At 46.8% G+C, this 20,170-nt stretch carries 19 protein-coding genes and 1 rRNA gene; all 20 read left to right on the top strand.

Going from position 1 to position 20,170, the window contains the following annotated elements; all coding sequences use genetic code 11:
* Positions 1–183: 183 nt before the first annotated feature.
* Positions 184–729: a hypoxanthine phosphoribosyltransferase gene (gene hpt, locus MH117_RS25520; protein ID WP_028543429.1), complete on the top strand. Its 546-nt coding sequence runs from the start codon at positions 184–186 to the stop codon at positions 727–729.
* 92 nt (positions 730–821) lie between these two features.
* On the top strand, positions 822–2,945 hold the full coding sequence (gene ftsH, locus MH117_RS25515; protein ID WP_239333808.1) for an ATP-dependent zinc metalloprotease FtsH: 2,124 nt from the start codon (positions 822–824) through the stop codon (positions 2,943–2,945).
* 251 nt (positions 2,946–3,196) lie between these two features.
* Positions 3,197–4,135 (top strand): quinolinate synthase NadA, encoded by a 939-nt coding sequence (gene nadA / locus MH117_RS25510; RefSeq protein WP_239333886.1) that lies wholly within the window; start codon positions 3,197–3,199, stop codon positions 4,133–4,135.
* A 66-nt stretch (positions 4,136–4,201) separates the two neighbouring features.
* Positions 4,202–5,818 (top strand): L-aspartate oxidase, encoded by a 1,617-nt coding sequence (gene nadB, locus MH117_RS25505; protein WP_239333806.1) that lies wholly within the window; start codon positions 4,202–4,204, stop codon positions 5,816–5,818.
* Positions 5,811–6,674 carry a carboxylating nicotinate-nucleotide diphosphorylase gene (gene nadC, locus MH117_RS25500; protein WP_239333804.1) on the top strand — a complete coding sequence of 288 codons (864 nt, stop codon included), beginning with the start codon at positions 5,811–5,813 and terminating at the stop codon, positions 6,672–6,674. The genes nadB and nadC overlap by 8 nt, the downstream gene beginning before the upstream one ends.
* A 4-nt stretch (positions 6,675–6,678) precedes the next feature.
* Positions 6,679–7,452 carry a type III pantothenate kinase gene (locus tag MH117_RS25495; protein WP_239333884.1) on the top strand — a complete coding sequence of 258 codons (774 nt, stop codon included), beginning with the start codon at positions 6,679–6,681 and terminating at the stop codon, positions 7,450–7,452.
* 55 nt (positions 7,453–7,507) lie between these two features.
* Positions 7,508–8,422, top strand: a complete 915-nt coding sequence (gene hslO, locus MH117_RS25490; RefSeq protein WP_275444848.1) for an Hsp33 family molecular chaperone HslO — start codon at positions 7,508–7,510, stop codon at positions 8,420–8,422.
* 100 nt (positions 8,423–8,522) lie between these two features.
* A complete protein-coding gene (locus MH117_RS25485; RefSeq protein ID WP_239333802.1) occupies positions 8,523–9,467 on the top strand; it encodes a peptidylprolyl isomerase in 945 nt (314 codons plus the stop codon).
* A 213-nt stretch (positions 9,468–9,680) separates the two neighbouring features.
* On the top strand, positions 9,681–10,619 hold the full coding sequence (gene cysK, locus MH117_RS25480; RefSeq protein WP_239333800.1) for a cysteine synthase A: 939 nt from the start codon (positions 9,681–9,683) through the stop codon (positions 10,617–10,619).
* 234 nt (positions 10,620–10,853) lie between these two features.
* Positions 10,854–12,428 carry an anthranilate synthase component I family protein gene (locus tag MH117_RS25475; RefSeq protein ID WP_239333880.1) on the top strand — a complete coding sequence of 525 codons (1,575 nt, stop codon included), beginning with the start codon at positions 10,854–10,856 and terminating at the stop codon, positions 12,426–12,428.
* Positions 12,429–12,447: 19 nt separating this feature from the next.
* A complete protein-coding gene (pabA, locus tag MH117_RS25470; protein ID WP_239333798.1) occupies positions 12,448–13,023 on the top strand; it encodes an aminodeoxychorismate/anthranilate synthase component II in 576 nt (191 codons plus the stop codon).
* A 1-nt stretch (position 13,024) separates the two neighbouring features.
* The gene (locus MH117_RS25465) at positions 13,025–13,912 is read left to right on the top strand and encodes an aminotransferase class IV (protein WP_239333796.1); all 888 of its coding nucleotides are present in this window, start codon (positions 13,025–13,027) and stop codon (positions 13,910–13,912) included.
* A 69-nt stretch (positions 13,913–13,981) separates the two neighbouring features.
* The gene (folP, locus tag MH117_RS25460; RefSeq protein ID WP_239333794.1) at positions 13,982–14,839 is read left to right on the top strand and encodes a dihydropteroate synthase; all 858 of its coding nucleotides are present in this window, start codon (positions 13,982–13,984) and stop codon (positions 14,837–14,839) included.
* A 54-nt stretch (positions 14,840–14,893) separates the two neighbouring features.
* Complete coding sequence (folB, locus tag MH117_RS25455; protein WP_239333792.1) at positions 14,894–15,337, top strand: dihydroneopterin aldolase; 444 nt, start codon at positions 14,894–14,896, stop codon at positions 15,335–15,337.
* Positions 15,334–15,873, top strand: a complete 540-nt coding sequence (gene folK / locus MH117_RS25450; protein ID WP_239333790.1) for a 2-amino-4-hydroxy-6-hydroxymethyldihydropteridine diphosphokinase — start codon at positions 15,334–15,336, stop codon at positions 15,871–15,873. Before folB ends, folK begins: the two co-directional genes overlap by 4 nt.
* Positions 15,816–16,049 (top strand): helix-turn-helix domain-containing protein, encoded by a 234-nt coding sequence (locus MH117_RS25445; protein WP_239333788.1) that lies wholly within the window; start codon positions 15,816–15,818, stop codon positions 16,047–16,049. Before folK ends, MH117_RS25445 begins: the two co-directional genes overlap by 58 nt.
* A 33-nt stretch (positions 16,050–16,082) precedes the next feature.
* Positions 16,083–17,123 (top strand): tRNA dihydrouridine synthase DusB, encoded by a 1,041-nt coding sequence (gene dusB / locus MH117_RS25440; RefSeq protein ID WP_239333786.1) that lies wholly within the window; start codon positions 16,083–16,085, stop codon positions 17,121–17,123.
* Between the two features lie 275 nt (positions 17,124–17,398).
* Entirely contained in the window at positions 17,399–17,878 is a 480-nt protein-coding gene (gene greA, locus MH117_RS25435) for a transcription elongation factor GreA (RefSeq protein WP_028543413.1), read from the top strand.
* A gap of 307 nt (positions 17,879–18,185) precedes the next feature.
* On the top strand, positions 18,186–19,694 hold the full coding sequence (lysS, locus tag MH117_RS25430) for a lysine--tRNA ligase (protein WP_239333784.1): 1,509 nt from the start codon (positions 18,186–18,188) through the stop codon (positions 19,692–19,694).
* A gap of 399 nt (positions 19,695–20,093) precedes the next feature.
* Positions 20,094–20,170: ribosomal RNA gene (locus MH117_RS25425) — 16S ribosomal RNA — on the top strand; the annotation flags it as partial.

Here is a 20,170-nt window from a genome sequence, read left to right as displayed (position 1 = left end):
TATAAGTGTGTTTCGTAAATGGATACTTGGTTTTGCGAGGGCGATATTGGTTTGCCGTTCAATGACCGACCGTACGCCTGCCGCAATAAGCCAAGATTTACAGCAGCATTCATTTTCCTAGCGGTTCATGGATGAAGAGATGAAGTCATAAGTATTAGTATTCACTCTAGGAGGGGCCCATCATTGCATAACGACATTGAGAAAGTAGTATTCAGCGAAGAACAGATTCAAACGCGGGTGAAAGAGCTGGGTGAACAGCTAAGCCGTGATTACGCAGGTAAGCAGCCTCTTGCTATTTGTATTTTGAAGGGTGCTTTTATCTTTATGGCGGATCTGGTCAAGCGCGTTGATGTTCCAGTTGAAATGGACTTCATGGCGGTATCCAGCTACGGTGCATCCACTAAGTCCTCCGGCGTAGTCCGTATTATTAAAGATTTGGATGTGTCGGTTGAAGGTCGAGATGTGTTGATTGTGGAGGACATCATAGATACTGGGCTTACGCTTAGTTATCTAATTGAAGTTCTGCAAGGCCGCAAAGCGAACAGCATTAAAGTGGTTACGTTGTTCGATAAGCCAGCTCGACGGTCGGTGAATATGGAGGCTGATTACAAGGGATTTGTATTGCCGGATGAATTTATCGTCGGGTACGGTCTGGATTATGCCGAACAATACCGTAATCTGCCATATATCGGAGTGCTGAAGCCCGAGATCTATACCGATAAGAAATAAAGCACAAACCTGCCATTATACGGTTTAAGCAAGTTGAGATGGTAAGACGTGCTATGATACAATAACTTCGTGTCTTTGAGAGGAGGTAGGGGATGAATCGGTTCATCAAGAATTCTGGTTTTTATCTGATTCTTTTTTTAGTCGTGGTGGGCATTGTTCAATTCATCGGAAGCGGCAACGAAGCCACAGACACCCCGAGATATGACCAGTTTCGCAAAGAGCTTTCGGCCAACAATATAGAAACACTTACTATGCAGTACGAAGGTCGAGCTTACTTGGTCATCGGTAAATATAAAAAAGTGCCAGAGGGCTCCAAGAGCCAATCCTTAAACTTCGTCACGTACATACCGGATAGTACTCCGGCTGTGCAAGAAGTAATGGATGCAAGTACCAAGCAGGGGGACTTGAAGTTCGAAATGAAGAAGATGGAAGAGCAAAGCCTGTGGCTGACGCTTCTAACATCCTTTGTTCCATTCATTATTATGTTCATCCTGTTCTTCTTCTTCTTTAATCAAGCTCAGGGCGGCGGCGGCAAAGTAATGAACTTTGGCAAGAGCCGTGCTCGTCTCTATAATGAAGAGAAGAAACGTGTCACCTTTGAAGATGTAGCAGGTGCAGATGAAGAAAAGCAAGAGCTTGTTGAAGTGGTTGAGTTCCTCAAAGACCCACGCAAGTTTGCTGCACTTGGCGCTCGTATTCCGAAGGGCGTTCTGTTGAACGGACCTCCAGGTACAGGTAAGACGTTGCTGGCCCGTGCAGTTGCGGGTGAAGCAGGCGTGCCATTCTTCAGCATTTCTGGTTCCGACTTTGTGGAGATGTTTGTTGGTGTTGGTGCGTCGCGTGTTCGTGATTTGTTTGAAAATGCGAAGAAAAATGCTCCATGTATTATTTTTATCGACGAAATTGATGCTGTTGGTCGTCAACGTGGTGCCGGATTAGGCGGCGGCCATGATGAGCGGGAACAGACGCTCAATCAATTGCTGGTTGAGATGGATGGATTCGGCGCCAATGAAGGTATTATTATCGTGGCAGCAACCAACCGTCCAGATATTTTGGACCCTGCCTTGCTGCGTCCGGGCCGTTTTGATCGTCAAATTACGGTTGACCGCCCAGATGTGAAAGGCCGTGAAGCGGTGTTGAAGGTGCATGCACGCAACAAGCCGCTGAACAAGAACGTGAAGCTAGAAACGATTGCGAAACGTACAACTGGCTTTACAGGCGCTGACCTGGAGAACTTGTTGAACGAAGCAGCTTTACTTGCTGCCCGCAAAAACCATAAAGATATTACGATGCAAGACGTGGATGAAGCGATCGACCGTGTCGTTATTGGTACGGAGAAGCGCAGCCGCGTAGTCAGCGACAAAGAGAAACGCGTAGTTGCTTATCATGAGTCAGGCCATGCGATTATTGGCTACTTCCTGGAAGCGGCGGATCAAGTGCATAAGATTACGATCGTGCCGCGTGGACGCGCTGGCGGTTACGTTGCTATGGTACCGAAGGAAGACCGGATGCTGCTGACGAAGCAGGAATTACTGGATCGCGTAACTGGGATGCTCGGGGGCCGTGTCGCAGAAGAAGTATTTATCGGCGAAATTGGTACCGGTGCATATAGTGACTTCCAACAAGCAACACGTATTATTCGCAGCATGATTATGGAATACGGTATGAGTGATAAGCTTGGACCGATGCAATTCGGCTCCCGTCAAGGCGAAGTGTTCTTGGGACGCGACCTTGGCCATGAGCAGAACTACTCTGATGCAATCGCTTATGAGATTGACCAAGAGATGCAGCGTATGATCAATGCTTGTTACGAGCGAGCACGTCAAGTGTTGACGGAACGTTCGAAAGAAGTACATTTGCTGGCGAATGCGTTGCTTGAGCGTGAAACGCTTGAGTTGGAGGACATGAAGCAGTTGATTGAGAATGGTGCGATTGACGATACTGTCAAACCGCAATCTTCTGAAACTGCAGAGACGGTTACAACTGTTGATAATACGGGAGATGTTAAAGTGAATCTGGTGAGCAAGCCAGAGAAGCTTGGACCTTCCTCTTGGGATGCGAAGCCTGAAACTACATCGACGGATACGGATTCCAAATCAGTAGATGCTACTCCTGCCCAGCCGACATCGCCTTCTGAAGCAAAGGATGAATCGAGCTCGGACGATGCTGTTAAAGATGCTGTGGAGCAGCCGGAGAAGAAAGACGAAGACAAATAATCCAACTGGGATACCAGTTGATATAAGAAGAGCGTGCCTTGTAGGTACGCTCTTCTTGACGTATAACTGCACATTTTGCCTAATGCGGCGACAAAAGCTCTAAGCCGATGTATGAGTAAGGATAAGCCAAGGAATACTTCGGATACGGACAACTACTGCGTACGATGCGTGTAATTGTGAATTGACACACGTAATAGCGTTGTGTAAATTAGGTGTTAATGACAAGGCCAAGGGGTGAAGTTTACGTGCAGTTGGAAGCACTAGCATTGGCGCGTAAGGAAGAGCAGAATCGTGAGCTGCGCGAGCGGCTTATGCAGTTGAAGAAAGAACGTAATGCTATCATACTGGCGCATTATTATCAGCGCGATGAGATTCAAGAGGTGGCTGATTTCCGAGGAGATTCGTTCTTGTTGGCTCAGAAGGCAGCAGAGACGGATGCAGATGTTATCGTATTCTGCGGTGTGCACTTTATGGGGGAGAGCGCGAAGATATTAGCGCCGAACAAGACCGTCATTATTCCTGACGAGCGTGCTGGCTGCCCGATGGCCGATATGGTGAATGTAGATGGACTTCGCAAGCTGAAAGCTCAGCATCCCAATGCGAAGGTTGTAACATATATTAACTCCTCAGCAGACATTAAGGCAGAAACTGATATTTGCTGTACCTCCTCTAACGCGGTCAAAGTGATTGAGTCGCTTGATGCCGAAGAGATTATATGGGTACCGGATAAGAACCTAGGTCATTATGTGCAAGATATGACCGGCAAAGAAATGATCATTTGGGAAGGCTACTGCAATACTCATGATATGCTGACCGTTAAAGATGTAGTTGAGATGAAAGCCAAATATCCTAATGCTGCCTTTGTTGTGCACCCGGAGTGCAGACCCGAGGTTGTGGCGATGGGGGATTTTGTCGGAAGTACGACGGCCATACTTCAATACTGCCGGGATTCAGAGTATACAGAATTCATTGTAGGAACAGAAGATGGTACGGGATACCAACTGCGGAAAGACAGTCCTCATAAGTCGTTCCACTTTGCAACGAAATACCTTGTTTGTCCCAACATGAAAGTGAACAACTTGAAAAAACTCGTGAAATGTCTCGAAACGATGCAGCCGCAAATTTATGTTCCGCCGCAAGTTGCCGAGAAAGCACGGTTATCATTGGAGCGCATGTTACAGGTGAAGTAGTAGCATGCGCTACTCTTCTGTAGGAGAGTTATGCACTCAAGAGCGGATAACAAGGAGTGAACGGATATGATACCTCCGTATTTGATCGATTTTTCACTAGATGAACTGCCGCATGAAGAGACCGATGTCATTATTATCGGGGCGGGAATTGCGGGGTTATTTGCGGCGATTCAGGCTAGCCGGAAGCACAGGGTGACCATTATTACCAAGAAGTCGCTCTTCGACAGCAATACTCGGTATGCACAGGGTGGTATTGCAGCTGTTATATCAGATGATGATTCTCCTGCTTATCATCGCCAGGATACATTGGTTGCGGGCGCCGGCTTATGCTCGCCGGAGGCAGTGAATGTACTGGTTCATGAAGGACCGGACGGTGTTAAAGAGCTGATGAAGATGGGCACGGAGTTCGATTTTGAAAATGGTGAGCTGGCCTTGACCAAGGAAGGTGCGCATAGTCATCGCAGAATTTTACATGCCCATGGCGATGCGACAGGCTTTGAAATCGTACGTGCCTTAGCTGAGAAAGTAAAGAACATTCCAAGTATAACCGTTTGGGATGATCATTTTGCTATCGATTTAATTATCAAAGATTGTGAATGTCATGGGGCTGTTGTACAGCGTCCTGACGGTGACCGCGTATATATAACGGGTAAGGCAACGATTTTATGCACTGGCGGCACAGGACAATTGTATCGATATACGACTAATCCGGAAGTAGCAACGGGTGATGGCATCGCTATGGCGTACAGGGCTGGTGCATACATACAGGACATGGAGTTCAACCAATTCCATCCTACTGCCCTTAGCTATCCAGGAGCACCGCGCTTCTTGATTTCTGAGGCGGTACGAGGGGAAGGCGCTGTTCTGCGCAATATTAAGGGCGAACGCTTTATGGAACGATATCACCACCAGCAGGAGCTGGCTCCGCGTGATATTGTGGCTCGTGCAATAGTTAGCGAAATGGAGGCCACCAAGTCCACATTTGTATATTTGGACATTACTCATGAGTCTGAAGAGATGGTGAAGCATCGTTTTCCCACTATATATGAGACCTGTTTGCAGTATGGGCTTGATCTGACAAGTGACTGGATTCCGGTGTCGCCTGCAGCTCATTATATGATGGGTGGGGTTAAGACGGACTTGAACGGCGAGACCAATATCGGCCGCTTGTTTGCCTGCGGGGAGACTTCTTCTACTGGTGTTCATGGTGCAAATCGCCTGGCCAGCAATTCATTGTCCGAGGCCATTGTATTTGGCCGCCGAATTGTGGAGCGCATTCATCAGTTATCTCAGCCAACCAATCGAGTTAAAGGGCTGTCCGTTCAGACCGGTCGTCATGACATACCGATGCAGGCAGTAGTCGAACGACGCCTCAAGTTGCAAAAAATAATGGTCCGGTATGCTGGCTTGCGTCGTGACGCGGAAGGCATGATAAAAGGACTTGATGAATTGAAGCGCCAGCTTGGCTTCTTCCAATCCCGTTTGACGAGAAGAGAAGAGTATGAATTTGCGAACTTGCTTACCTGCGCACTGCTTGTAACGGAATCGGCATATTGGCGGCAGGAGAGCCGTGGGGCTCATTATCGGGAGGATTTTTCTGATCGTGACGATGGGCATTGGCGCAAGCACACCCTGATTCATCGCGAACGCGGTATTACAGAGGAGAGAATCAACGATGTTTAATATAGAACGTCTGGCCCTGCGTGAACAGATTGCAGCATGGCTTAAGGAAGATATCGGTACAGGTGATGTTACAACAGCGTTTACTGTACCCCAGGGTCAACAATCCAAAGGTATTATCCATGCTAAAGAAGACGGTATTATTGCGGGGCTTCCCGTTGCAGAAGCTGTGTTCGAAGTGGTTGACCCCCAATTGACTTTTCATGCCTTAGTGCAGGAAGGTGAACGGGTACAGAAAGGCACGATACTAGCTGAGGTTGAAGGCAGTACACATAGTATATTAACGGGCGAGCGCTTGGCACTTAACTTGATGCAGCGTATGTCTGGAATTGCCACGAAGACAGCTTTATTTGTGCAGGCAATTGAGGGACTGCCAGTACGGCTAGTGGATACACGCAAGACAACTCCCGGACACCGTGCGTTGGAGAAATATGCGGTTCGTGTCGGGGGCGGAGCCAACCATCGGTTTGGCTTGTACGATGCTGTTATGATTAAAGATAATCATATTAAAGGCGCAGGCAGTATACGCGATGCCGTTTCACGCGCACGTGAGCATATACCGTATACGATGAAAATCGAGGTCGAAACGGAATCCATGGATCAAGTACAGCAGGCTATACAAGCGGGCGCAGATATTATTATGTTGGATAATATGAGCTCGAGCAATATGCAGGAAGCGGTTAAAGTGATCCGTGAACAAGTGCCGCATGTATTAATCGAAGCTTCCGGAGGTGTAACCTTGGAGACCATTCGTGAAAAAGCTTTGTCTGGTGTTGATGTTATCTCTGTAGGTGCACTTACCTATTCCTTTAATGCATTGGACATTAGTTTGGACCTTAATGAGAAGAAAGTGGGGTAAAGCTGTGGTTCTCGTCATAGACGTAGGAAATACCAATATTGTGCTTGGTGTTTATAGAGGGAACAAGCTTCTTCACCATTGGCGCTTAGCGACGAATCGTCAGGCCACATCTGATGAATATGGTGTGATGATTCATAATTTATTGTCCATGTCGCAGCTATCGGTACAAGATATCGATGGTGTTATCATATCATCTGTTGTTCCGCCCATAATGCGAACGATGGAGCAGTTATGTGATACTTATCTGGGGAAAGAACCCCTTATCGTCGGACCGGGCATTAAGACGGGCCTTAATATTCGTTATGAGAATCCACGTGAAGTCGGGGCTGATCGCATCGTAAATGCGGTAGCGGCCATTGAGATCTATGGTATCGGCCAGCCGCTTGTTATTGTGGATTTTGGAACAGCAACAACGTTTGATGTAATCGATCCAAAGGGAAACTATATGGGAGGCGCAATCGTCCCCGGCATCGGAATTTCGACAGAAGCGTTGTACCAGAGAGCTGCCAAGCTGCCCCGCATTGAGCTGACAAAGCCGAAGTCAGTCATTGGCCGCAACACGATACATTCGATGCAGGCTGGTATTATTTTTGGATACGCAGGTCAGGTAGATGGCATTATAGGACGTATTGAGTCAGAGCTCGGGACGAAGCCCCGTGTTATTGGGACAGGTGGGCTTGCTGAGTTGATCAGCAGCGAATCTGTTACGATGCAAGAGACCAATCCGCTGCTTACATTAGAAGGTCTTCGTATTATTTATCAGAGAAATCTGGTGTAACTATTTCATACGTTAGCGCGTCTAACATTTTACAGGCAACAGGAGGCAATTAAGAATGACTACAAGCAATGAATCAACATCTGCTCAGGAAGAACGTATGGATATGCTGGTACGCGGTACGGCGCTAAATGGCAAGGTACGTGTGTTTGCAGTACGCACAACCCATCTTGTAGATGAGCTTCAACATCGTCATCAGACTTATCCCACAGCAACTGCAGCACTTGGACGGACAGTGACGGCAGCAGCTATGATGGGTGCGATGATGAAGGGGGAAGAGAAGCTTACCGTGCAGGTTAAAGGCGAAGGGCCGCTTGGACAGATCGTAGCGGATGCCAATGCCAAGGGTGAAGTGCGAGGTTATGTTACTCATCCACAAGTACATCTGGCGAGCAACGATCAAGGCAAGCTGGATGTTGCAGGGGCAGTAGGACGTGATGGCTTTATCCACGTGACGAAGGACTTGGGACTGAAAGAACCTTATCGCGGAAGCTCGCCTATCATCTCGGGGGAGTTAGGTGAGGACTTTACGTATTACTTCGCTACCTCAGAACAGACGCCATCTGCTGTTGGATTGGGTGTGCTTGTTGATGTAGATAACACAGTCATCCATGCAGGCGGATTTATCATTCAATTGCTGCCAGGCCTAAGCAATGAGGAAATTGATAAGATTGAACAGTCGCTTAGTGCTTTACCACCTATTACAGCGCTGTTGAGTCAAGGGTTGGAACTGGAAGAGATGTTGGGCTGGGTCGTAGAAGATGTGCAGATCATGGAGCATATGCCGATTGTCTTCCGCTGCCAGTGTTCACAGGAACGGGTTGAACAAACACTGATTAGCTTGGGCAAGCAAGAGCTGCAAGCTATTATTGAAGAAGAGGGACAGGCAGAAGTAATGTGCCACTTCTGTAATGAAGCGTATACGTTTAATAGAGAGAAGCTGCAGGAGCTCGTCGAACAAGTCAACAAGTAAGTCATAAAGAACCGATTGAAGACTTGGATGTCGCATGTCTTGAGCATTAAGCCGCTTTGTATGTGCGAAGCAAGCAATGAGGATAAGGAAATTAAGCCATATGACCAAAGTAGTCAAGAGCTTATGGGGTTGTATCTTTATACTGTTTACCTGTGTCCTTGTGCTTGGAGGAATTCTTATATTTCGAGCAGATTCTTCTGGAAGTAGGTCTAACCTAGAAAGCGGCCCTTCCTCAGCACCTCCAATACTTGCTACTGTGGGTGGCAATCCGATAACAAAAGAGGAATGGATCGGGGAGCTACAACGGCAGTATGGCATGCTGGTGCTGGATCAAATGATGACATTGAAGGCGGTACGGCTGGAAGCAGAAGCATTAGCCATTGATGTTGCGGATGAGGAAGTAGCTGCGGAGCTGCGTCTTCAGATGGCTGGCTATGAAAGTGAGGAAGCCTACTATACAGCGATGCGGGAGCAGTTGGGTATGAACCCGGCGCAGATTCGAGATGATGCGATCAATCATCTTCGATTAGAGAAAATAGCGATTCATGGAATTCAGGTAACAGATGAAGAGATAGATATGTATTTAACTGAACACAGGGATCAATTCGAGTCTACTATTGCATATGAGATGTCGCATATTGTAACAGACACGCTGGCTAATGCGAGGAAGGTGTCAGATAGGCTGGCTGAGGGGGAGGCATTCTCTGAATTGGCGCGCCAATATTCAATAGATGCCTTTAGCTCCGCCGCTGGCGGGAGCTTGGGATGGATCGATGATGATGATCCATTTATAGCTGCAAACGAGCTGATGACCGCCGCCCAGTTGGATGTCGGACAGTGGTCGGAGCCGGTTAAGATTACGGATGGGTATGCAATCGTAATGTTAAGCGGACGCAAGCAGGATGATCCGCTTGGGCGCAGCTCGGTTCGACAGCGAGCTCGGCGGGAGGTAGCACTGTCTAAGGCCGATCCACTTACGGAAGTTGAACGGAAGCTGCGGGTGAAGTACGATGCCAAGCTATTAGATCACGAGGCTGATTCCTAATTAACGATAATGACAATGAGATGACAAAGAAGAGGCAATGACGAGAGCAGATACAGGCTCTCATCATTGCTTTTTTTGGGCGACTAAAGTACCACATTTTGCAAAATGTGTATTGACATCGTGATATAACGTTGATAAGATAGGTTGTAATAAAACCAACTGAATTACTCGGAAATAAATAAGATTCATTTTATCATATGGGAGGGCATAATCATGGCAAGAATCGTTAACAGCGTGACGGAATTAATTGGGGATACACCGCTTGTCCGCTTGAATCGAATCGTTCCCGAAGGCAGTGCTGAGGTGTATGTAAAGCTTGAGTATCAGAATCCAGGATCAAGTGTTAAGGATCGTATTGCCATTAGCATGATTGAAGTAGCCGAAGCTGAGGGTCACTTGAAGCCGGGAGCTACAATTGTAGAGCCTACAAGCGGCAACACGGGAATCGGACTTGCCATGGTAGCTGCTGCCAAGGGGTATAGAGCCATATTGGTAATGCCTGAAACGATGAGTCTTGAGCGCCGCAACCTGTTGCGCGCATATGGTGCTGAGCTAGTGCTGACACCAGGCTCGGAAGGTATGAATGGTGCAGTTCGCAAGGCGGAAGAACTTGCCGCTGAGAATCCGAGCTACTTCATTCCGCAGCAATTCAAGAATCAGGCTAACGTTAAGATTCACCGTGAGACGACAGGACCGGAAATTGTTGAAGCGATTAATGCTCTGGACGGAAAATTAGACGGCTTTATCGCAGGAATTGGGACTGGAGGTACGATTTCTGGTGCGGGTGAGGTACTAAAGCAGAACTTCCCAGACGTTCGTATTGTCGCGGTAGAACCTGCCGCTTCACCGATCTTGTCCGGAGGTAAACCAGGACCACACAAGATCCAAGGTATTGGTGCTAACTTTATTCCTGATATTTTGAATCGTGAGGTATATGATCAAGTCATTACGATAGAGAATGAAGATGCTTTCGAGACAGCACGTCGTGTTGCCAAGGAGGAAGGATTACTGGTCGGGATCTCTTCCGGCGCGGCGATTAATGCTGCTCTCCAATTGGCAAAGGAGTTAGGGGCAGGCAAGCGTGTCATCGCTATCGTACCAAGTAATGGCGAGCGCTATCTTAGTACACCGCTCTTTAATTTTGAGGATTAATTTCGAAAGCGACGCAGATATGCTAGCCTGAACAACTGATGATTAACATGTCTGTAGATAAACCCCCCGCTGAATGGTGCAGGAGCTTCCTGTAACTGATCAGCGGGGGGTTCGTTGTCTCGCTTTCGCCTCATTCGTCTTTCTATTATACTAGGTGTATTCAATGGCGGATTGCGTACACAGCAGACTTGTAGTCAGCGCCATATACAACAATGAGGTGAACGAGTGAGTCAGATGAATATGATAACGCCTATGCAATCCTGCTCCTTGGAGCAATGGCGTACTTGGATTGATAAAGGATATACAATGCTGCCGTATATAGAGTCCTATTCTATGGACACACGATATCAGCGTATGCCTTCCTGGCTGGAGGCTTGGAAAGAAGCGGAGCCAAACAGCTTCGTATTAGAAAGCGGCAAGGATGGTAGGTATACATTCCTAGGGCTCAAGCCCGCATCGATTCTATCGGGTAAAGGGAATTCTGCGACCGTAAAGACTGGCGACCAGCACCTTATGCATTTGGATATGGAACCTTTAGCGGCGATAAAGCATTGGATGTCTCCTTTCCGTTCCCCTCGCGTCAAAGGCGCCCCTAAGTTTACTGGTGGCTGCGTCGGTTATCTCGGCTATGACGTTGCACGTTCTATAGAACGTCTTCCTAATATAGCTAAAGATGATTTAGAATTGCCAGATTACGTATTTCTACAAATGAATGAACTGTGGATTATTGATCATAAAGAGCATGTGTTGTATTGTGCTGTGATGACGAATTGGCCTCACGTTAGCACAGAGGGGTTAACCGAGGTCTATGCTGCAGCCGTAAAGGACGCAGCATTTATGAAAAAGAGTTGGGATAAGTGGATGTTGGCTGCGGAAGAAGCGTCTGCAGTGCTCCAACACGAATTGCGCGAACAACTGCTGCAAGAGGGACTAGCCATCGATGTGGAAGCATACGAGGGTGTGACGGCTGCATTTCCGAAGGAAGATTTCAAAGAGGCAGTCAGAAGTATTCAAGCATACATTGGACAAGGTGATGTGTTTCAGGTCAATCTGTCGATGCGTCAAATGCGTAAAGTAAAAGATTCGCCAGAGCAGTTGTACGAGTGGCTGCGACACGTGAATCCGTCTCCTTATATGGGCTTGATGCGATTCTCTGACTTCCAGCTTGTGTCTTGTTCACCTGAGCTGTTGGTCAAGCTAGAACAGGGTGAAGTTACGGCCAGACCGATAGCGGGAACGAGACGTAGAGGTCGTACACCAGAAGAAGATGCACTCATGGCGGAAGAACTGCGTACCAATGAGAAGGAGCGGGCTGAGCACATTATGCTGGTCGATCTTGATCGGAATGATTTGGGTCGTATTTCTCAATATGGAACTGTTCTTGTAGATGAACTTATGGCTATCGAATATTATTCTCATGTCATGCATCTTGTCTCGAATGTGCGTGGTAAGCTGGCAGACGGCAAAGATGCGTACGATGTAATCCGAGCCAAATTTCCTGGAGGAACGATTACTGGCGCACCTAAAGTGCGCACGATGGAGATCATAGAAGAGCTTGAGCCTGTTCGTCGCGGCCCCTATACGGGTTCTTTTGGATGGATTGACTATAACGGCGATATGGAATTAAATATAATTATTCGAACTTTAACGATGAAAGATGGAATAGCTCATATTCAGGCAGGAGCGGGTATTGTAATCGATTCTGATCCTGAGCGTGAATATATAGAGAGTCTAAGTAAAGCCAAGGCGTTATGGAAAGCCGTCCAGATGAGCGAACGTTCGTTGGATGAGCTGCGAGCAAGCCCATAAGGACGAGGAGGTATCGCGGATGATACTAGTTATCGATAATTACGATTCGTTTACGTATAATCTGGTTCAGTACTTGGGGGAGCTTGGAGAGGATGTTCAGGTATACCGCAATGATGCGATAACGATTGCCGATATCGAGCAATTTAAGCCGAATCACATTTTACTGTCACCAGGTCCTTGCACACCTAATGAAGCGGGGATTACGCTCTCTGTTATCGACCACTTCAAAGGCAGGATTCCGATCTTTGGTGTATGTCTTGGACATCAGGCGATTGGGCAGGCCTTCGGCGGCCACGTGATCCGTGCAGCACGATTGATGCATGGCAAAACATCACCGATTCACCACCATAGTGAGTCGGTCTTTCGGGGGCTTCCGTCTCCATTCACCGCTACGCGGTACCACTCTTTAATTGTAGAACGGGAGACGCTGCCAGAATGCCTGGAGATAACGGCTGAGACGGCTGAGGGCGAGATTATGGGCTTGCGTCATAAACAATTCCTCATTGAGGGCGTACAATTTCACCCAGAATCCATCATTACTGACCACGGACACCAGATGCTGCGTAACTTTCTTTCTGCAAAGGTAGGAGAGTAGCATGACTATCATAGGTTGGAACGGCAAGTTAAGGTCAGCGGAGGAAGCTGTGATCCCGGTGTGGGATCACGGCTTTTTATACGGAATGACGTTGTTTGAGACGATGAGGACTTATAACGGACGTCCTTATTTGTTGGAGCATCATCTGGATCGTTTGCATGATGCATGTGATGACTTAGGCATTATACTTCGTGTACAATCTGATGAGATGTTTATCCATATTAGAGACGTCATGCATGCGAACGGGCTCAATGAGGCCTACATCAGGCTTACTGTCAGTGCAGGGGAGCAGGGTTTTGGCCTGCCAACGGATAATTATGCGCACCCGATTGTCATGGTTCTGACTAAGCCACTTCCTCCTCTTCCAGAAGAGTTATATAAAACAGGACGTCCGCTTCAACTGCTCACCACTAAAAGGAATAGCCCTGAATCCATCATTCGCTACAAATCAGGCCACTACATGAACAACATATTGGCCAAGCGGGAGCTGATGACTTACCCGTCAGCGAAGCTTGGAGCGGAGGGGCTTATGCTGAATGAACATGGCTATGTAACGGAAGGTATTGTAAGTAATGTATTTGCCATAGTGGACAATACGCTTATTACGCCAGCTATCGATACAGGAATACTGCCTGGTATTACTCGAGCCCGTGTCATCGAGCTAGCATGTGCACAAGGACTAACTATTAAAGAAGACCGCTTTGGTTGGGAAATGCTGCTGCAAGCAGCAGAAGTATTTGTGACTACTTCGGTTCAAGAAATTGTGCCTGTAACTACCTTATGGAGTGACGCCAATACGGAAATAAAGATAGGTGCAGGCCAAATTGGAGCTATAACGCAGCAATTGCTTGCAGCTTACCGTCGTGAAACAGCTTGTTGGTTAGACTGAGCATAATTATTATCGTCCGTACACACCTTGTGACGCAACGAGACGATGCATTAAGGAGGTGTGTCTAAAGTGCTGGCACCAACCATTTATGAACGCACTTATACCTTGAACGACGCTAGCTTAAAGCTGGGACGTGATACCTTAATTATGGGTATTTTAAATGTAACGCCCGACTCATTCTCTGACGGGGGCCAATATAGTCGCATTGATGATGCGCTGGAACATGCCAAGCAGATGATAGCAGACGGTGCTCATGTACTGGATATCGGTGGGGAGTCTACTAGGCCCGGTTCGGCGCCAGTTGGACAGGAAGAAGAACTTAGACGGGTTGTGCCTGTTATCGAAGCGCTGCATGCAGAGATTCCACACATTCCTTTGTCTGTTGATACTTATAAAGCAGAAGTAGCGCGGCAAGCCTTACATGCAGGGGCCCATATCATTAATGATATTTGGGGATGCAAGAAGGAGGCGGAAATGGCACGTGTAGCGGCTGAATTCGAATGCCCAATTGTACTGATGCACAATCGCCCTGAACGGAATTATGTGAACTACGTGGAGGATGTAAAACAAGACTTGTTGGAGAGTGTGGCCTTGGCGAAGCTTGCAGGCGTGCGAGAGAGTCACATCTGGTTAGACCCAGGCATTGGGTTTGCCAAAAATGGGGATGACAATTTACGGTTGATGCATCATTTGGATGAGTTGGTCGCTCTTGGTTATCCAGTATTGCTGGGGACGTCCCGTAAACGATTCATTCGGGATGCTTTGCAGCTCCCTGTTGATGATGTTGTAGAGGGAACTTTAGCCACCACGACACTTGGAATAGCTCAAGGATGCCAGATTGTACGCGTTCATGATGTGAAGTCTAATGCTCGTACTGCGCGTATGTGTGATGCGATGCTAACCAAGAAAACAGCTAGCAGCATGTAATGTAATATTGATTATTAATTCGCGACTATACAATAGCAACAAGGGGTGACCATGATGAGCGACTTGCCTACATATCAAGACATAATACCTATATCAACACGTGTTGTTAAACCTGACCGTATGAAGCTGGAGCGGATGGCTTTCTTCGGTAAGCATGGGGTATTTGAAGAAGAGCGGAGATTGGGTCAAAATTGGTTTGTTGATCTTGATTTGCAAGTAGACATGCAACAGGCCGGGGTAAGCGATAATCTGGAACTTTCTATTAACTACGCATTCATTCACGAGGTGGTTAAGGCGATTGTGGAGCAAGAATCCCATTTGCTGGTGGAAAGACTTACAGAGCGAATCGCGACTGTACTGCTTGCAACGTTCCCTCTTATCAACGAGGCGACTGTTCGTGTAACGAAGCCGAATCCCCCATTTGACATTCATTTTTCAGGTGTTACCATTGAAATGACGCGCGCGCGCGTTAGTGACGGAGGCGAACAATCATCATGACAGCATGGAAGGAAGCTTATATCGCATTAGGTGCGAACCTAGGGGAGCGGGAGCGGACCATATGCACAGCGCTGCGCATGCTTCATCAATGTGATGATATTCGTGTCACTCGGTGTTCTGCCGTATATGAGACGGACCCTGTTGGCTATGAGGATCAGCCCGCATTTCTGAATATGACAGCACGTGTAGTTACTACGTTGGAGCCCTTAGCACTTTTAGACGTAATGCTAGGGATTGAACACCAACTGGGACGTGTTCGTGATATTCGGAATGGTCCACGTACGATTGACCTTGATCTACTGTGGATGAACGGGCACATATCTAACAATGACAGATTGATTTTGCCACATCCTCGTATGGGGGAACGGTTGTTTGTTCTTGTACCTTTGTCGGATATTGTTCTCGAACAGGAGAAGGACTTACACGCATTCGTGCGGGAACGCTTGGGTACACTGGAAGGAAAGGAAGGAATTCGGCTGTGGGGACGATTCGAATCAGCAAACGAATTCGTGCTTTCCGCAAGCTCCGGGGATTAACACAACAACAATTGGCGGAAAAGACGGATGTATCGGTCACCGTTATTGGCGAGCTGGAGAGAGGCAACCGAAGTGCGGATAACCATATGGTTGAACGTATAGCGGGTGTGCTTCGTATATCAGTTAGTGAATTAACGGGCGAAGCTAATACGAGCACAAACAGCACAAACACATAGAGAATGGCAACTAGAGGAAGGAGCGTGAGCGAGATGCTGAAGATCGCTGGTATTGAAATGAAAAATCAAGTCGTGCTGGCCCCAATGGCAGGGGTATGTAATCCGGCGTTTCGATTGATTGCAAAGGAGTTCGGCTGCGGCTTGGTGTGTGCCGAAATGGTAAGTGACAAGGCGCTCGTTCATGGAAATGAACGTACACGTGAAATGCTGTATGTAGATGATCGTGAGAAACCGCTTAGTCTGCAAATATTTGGCGGAGACCGTCAATCGTTAGTTGAAGCGGCGAAGATTGTCGATAAAGAGTCAAATGCAGATATTATTGACATTAATATGGGTTGCCCTGTACCTAAAGTAACAAAATGCGATGCAGGTGCGCGGTGGCTGCTAAATCCCGACAAAATTTACGAAATGGTATCGGCAGTCGTTGACGCGGTTGACAAACCTGTAACTGTTAAGATGCGAATTGGTTGGGACGATGAACATATTTTTGTTGTCGACAATGCACTTGCTGTGCAGCGGGCAGGCGGACAAGCAGTTAGTGTTCATGGACGAACAAGAGAACAACTCTATACCGGTACTGCTGACTGGAGCTACATTAAGCAAGTTAAAGAAGCGGTTGACATTCCGGTTATTGGTAACGGCGATGTCTTTACGCCTGAAGACGCAAAGAAGATGCTGGAGACTACAGGCTGTGATGGTGTCATGGTCGGAAGAGGTGCACTCGGTAATCCGTGGATGTTGTATCGAACGGTGCAGTATTTGACGAACGGTGAACTGATGCCCGATCCGACGGCAGAGGAGAAGGTACGAATCGCAGTTGTTCACATGGATCGTTTGATCGTGCTTAAAGGTGAACATGTAGCCGTCAAAGAAATGCGCAAACATTTGGCATGGTATTTGAAGGGGCTTCCTGGAGCAGCACGTGTCAAAGACGCCATAATGGAAGAGACGCATCGTGATGAAGTTGTACGTATGCTGGAACGTTATGTGGAGCAGGTTAATGCTGGTGAGTTTGATCGTGTACGTGGGACCTCTGGATCGGAGCAGGACGCACAATCGGACAATGTCCATTGAAGCGTTTTCAATAGAGGGTGTTTGGTCTCATTGACTTTTACAAATTCATCCCATATAATTCAACATTAGAAAAATCGCCTCGGGTCTTGATGTGTTGACTGCGCTGTACGTTGGCCCTAATCATACTCAAGAGAGTCATCATGTGCGCTTAGATCCATATGATGGAATAAGGTATTCGCCGCGGCTGCCCGGAATTCACCGGCGTATTTACATTTCTATATACAACAGACAGTTCGCGTTGCGAAAATAATGATCATGACAGGAGAATCGGTAAGATGAGCGATAAAGAAGTAATTCTGACTCAGGACGGCCTTAAAAAATTAGAGGAAGAGCTGGATAATCTCAAATCCGTAAAGCGCCGCGAAGTGGCAGAACGTATTAAAGTAGCTATCGGCTATGGAGATATCAGCGAGAACTCTGAGTATGAAGACGCCAAGAACGAGCAAGCCTTTATCGAAGGCCGTGTCATTACATTGGAGAAAATGCTGCGCAACGCTCGTATCATCAACAATGATGATATTAATACAGATATCGTAAGCATTGGATCTACCGTTATCGTTGAAGACTTGGAGTATGGCGATAAAATGGAATATGCAATCGTTGGTACTGCGGAGTCAGATCCGTTAAAAAATAAAATTTCCAATGAAAGTCCAGTAGGAAAAGCGATTCTTGGCAAAGGTGTAGGCACTGTTGTTGATGTGAGCGTTCCAGCGGGCGTTATTCAATACAAGATTGTAGAAATAAAAGGTAACTAATCAGCCTTATGAAATCGCGTTGGTTTAACTAAGCATTTTAAAGAACAATGGTTAAGAAGCTTCCGTAAGGGAGCTTTTTTTCCATACTTAATAGCTTGAACATTCATATGGCTACTCTGTTATACTAAGAAGAGAAAAATAACGCATTCACGTGCTTCATTACAATAAGCTAATAACGGGACGGTCAACGATTGTTTTCGAACAAGTAACGGATGTAAGCTAGCCGTTATGTTATTTTCCGTTATGCTATTTTGAGAATTACAATGAATGGATTGCATTGGTTTGCAAAAATAAGGGAGTGAACTTCATGACGGATGTCGTTAATCAGGAAGTGGAACTAAGCGAGTTGCTGCAGATTCGCCGTGACAAATTAGAGGAATTGCGCAAGCTTGGCATTGATCCATTTGGTACAAAGTATACACGTACACATACAGCTAAAGCAGTATTGGACAACTATACAGATATGCCGAAGGAAGAACTAGAAGAACAGCATGTAGAAGTAAGCCTTGCAGGCCGGATGATGGCTAAGCGGGGAATGGGGAAAGCAAGCTTTGCACATATTCAAGACCTGACGGGTCGTATTCAGATATATGTACGTCAAGACACGATACCGACAGAGAAATACGCAGCGTTCGATTTGTTGGATATCGGGGATATTATCGGTGTGCGCGGCGTGGTATTTAAAACCAAGACAGGTGAGACTTCTATTAAGGTCCTTGACCTTGAAATACTCTCTAAGTCGTTGTATCCACTGCCGGACAAGTTTCACGGCCTGAAGGACGTTGAGCTCCGCTATCGTCAGCGTTACGTAGATCTCATTGTGAGCCCTGATGTGCAGCAAACATTTATCACGCGTTCACGTATTATTCAGTCGATGCGTCGTTATCTGGATGGACAAGGCTTCTTGGAGGTAGAAACACCAACACTGCACGCTATTGCTGGTGGTGCTGCTGCACGTCCATTTATCACGCATCATAATGCACTTGATATGCAATTGTACATGCGCATTGCAATTGAATTGCACTTGAAGCGCCTTATTGTAGGTGGTATGGAGAAGGTATACGAAATCGGACGTGTATATCGAAACGAGGGTATATCTACTCGTCATAATCCGGAGTTTACGATGATTGAATTATATGAAGCTTACGCTGATTATGAGGATATCATGAGTTTGACAGAGAACTTGATTGCACACATTGCGCAAGAAGTACTTGGTACGACCAAGATCAAGTACCAGGATTACGATGTTGATCTGACTCCACAATGGCGTCGGGTGTCTATGGTAGATGCAGTTAAGGAAGCAACGGGGGTCGACTTCTCTGTTCATATGACGGATGAGGAAGCACATAGCTTTGCAAAACAACATAAGGTAAAAGTTGAACCGCACTTCTCATTTGGGCATATTTTGAATGCGTTCTTTGAAGAGTTTGTGGAAGAAACGTTAATTCAGCCTACATTTGTTACCGGACATCCAGTTGAGATATCTCCACTTGCGAAGAAAAATGAGCAAGATCCTCGCTTTACGGATCGCTTTGAGCTGTTTATCGTTGCGCGTGAGCATGCTAATGCATTTTCTGAGTTAAATGATCCGATTGATCAGCGTCAGCGCTTTGAGTCACAATTGCAAGAACGTGAGCATGGTAACGATGAAGCTCACGAGATGGATGACGACTTTATCCGCGCGCTCGAATATGGTATGCCGCCTACAGGTGGTCTTGGTATCGGTGTGGACCGTTTGGTTATGCTGTTGGCTAACGCTCCATCCATTCGTGATGTACTGTTGTTCCCGCATATGCGTGATCGCGGCAACGCCTAAGTTCTACTTATGTATGAGACCGACTCCTTGGAGTCGGTCTTCTTATAAGAAGGAACCACTTATATATAATGTCTGTTGAGACCAATGCGTAGAACATATTATTGTTCTTGGTATAGGCCGTTAGGGCGGGATCCGAATAACGCAACCGCATAATATTAAATGTATTTTTTTACCTGTTGCACTGCATATAGGGCTATGGTATATTAATTAAGTCGCCGCTGAGCGACACGGTGAAACGAAGCGAAACAGTGCTTCAGTAATCACACATTGTTCCTTGAAAACTGAACAACGAGCAACGTTGAATGAAGGACATGATCTTGATCATGAAGCGCATTGAACGGGAATGTTAAGAATAACGAGAATTATCTCGTCAGCAATACAATGAGCAAGTCAAACACTTTAATGGAGAGTTTGATCCTGGCTCAGGACGAACGCTGGCGGCGTGCCTAATACATGCAAGTCGAGCGGAGTTGATG

The sequence above is a fragment of the Paenibacillus sp. ACRRX genome, from assembly GCF_022346885.1.
GTDB lineage: Bacteria > Bacillota > Bacilli > Paenibacillales > Paenibacillaceae > Paenibacillus_B.
Note: the sequence above shows the minus strand (reverse complement) of the source record. Positions and strands in the feature narration are given on the sequence as shown.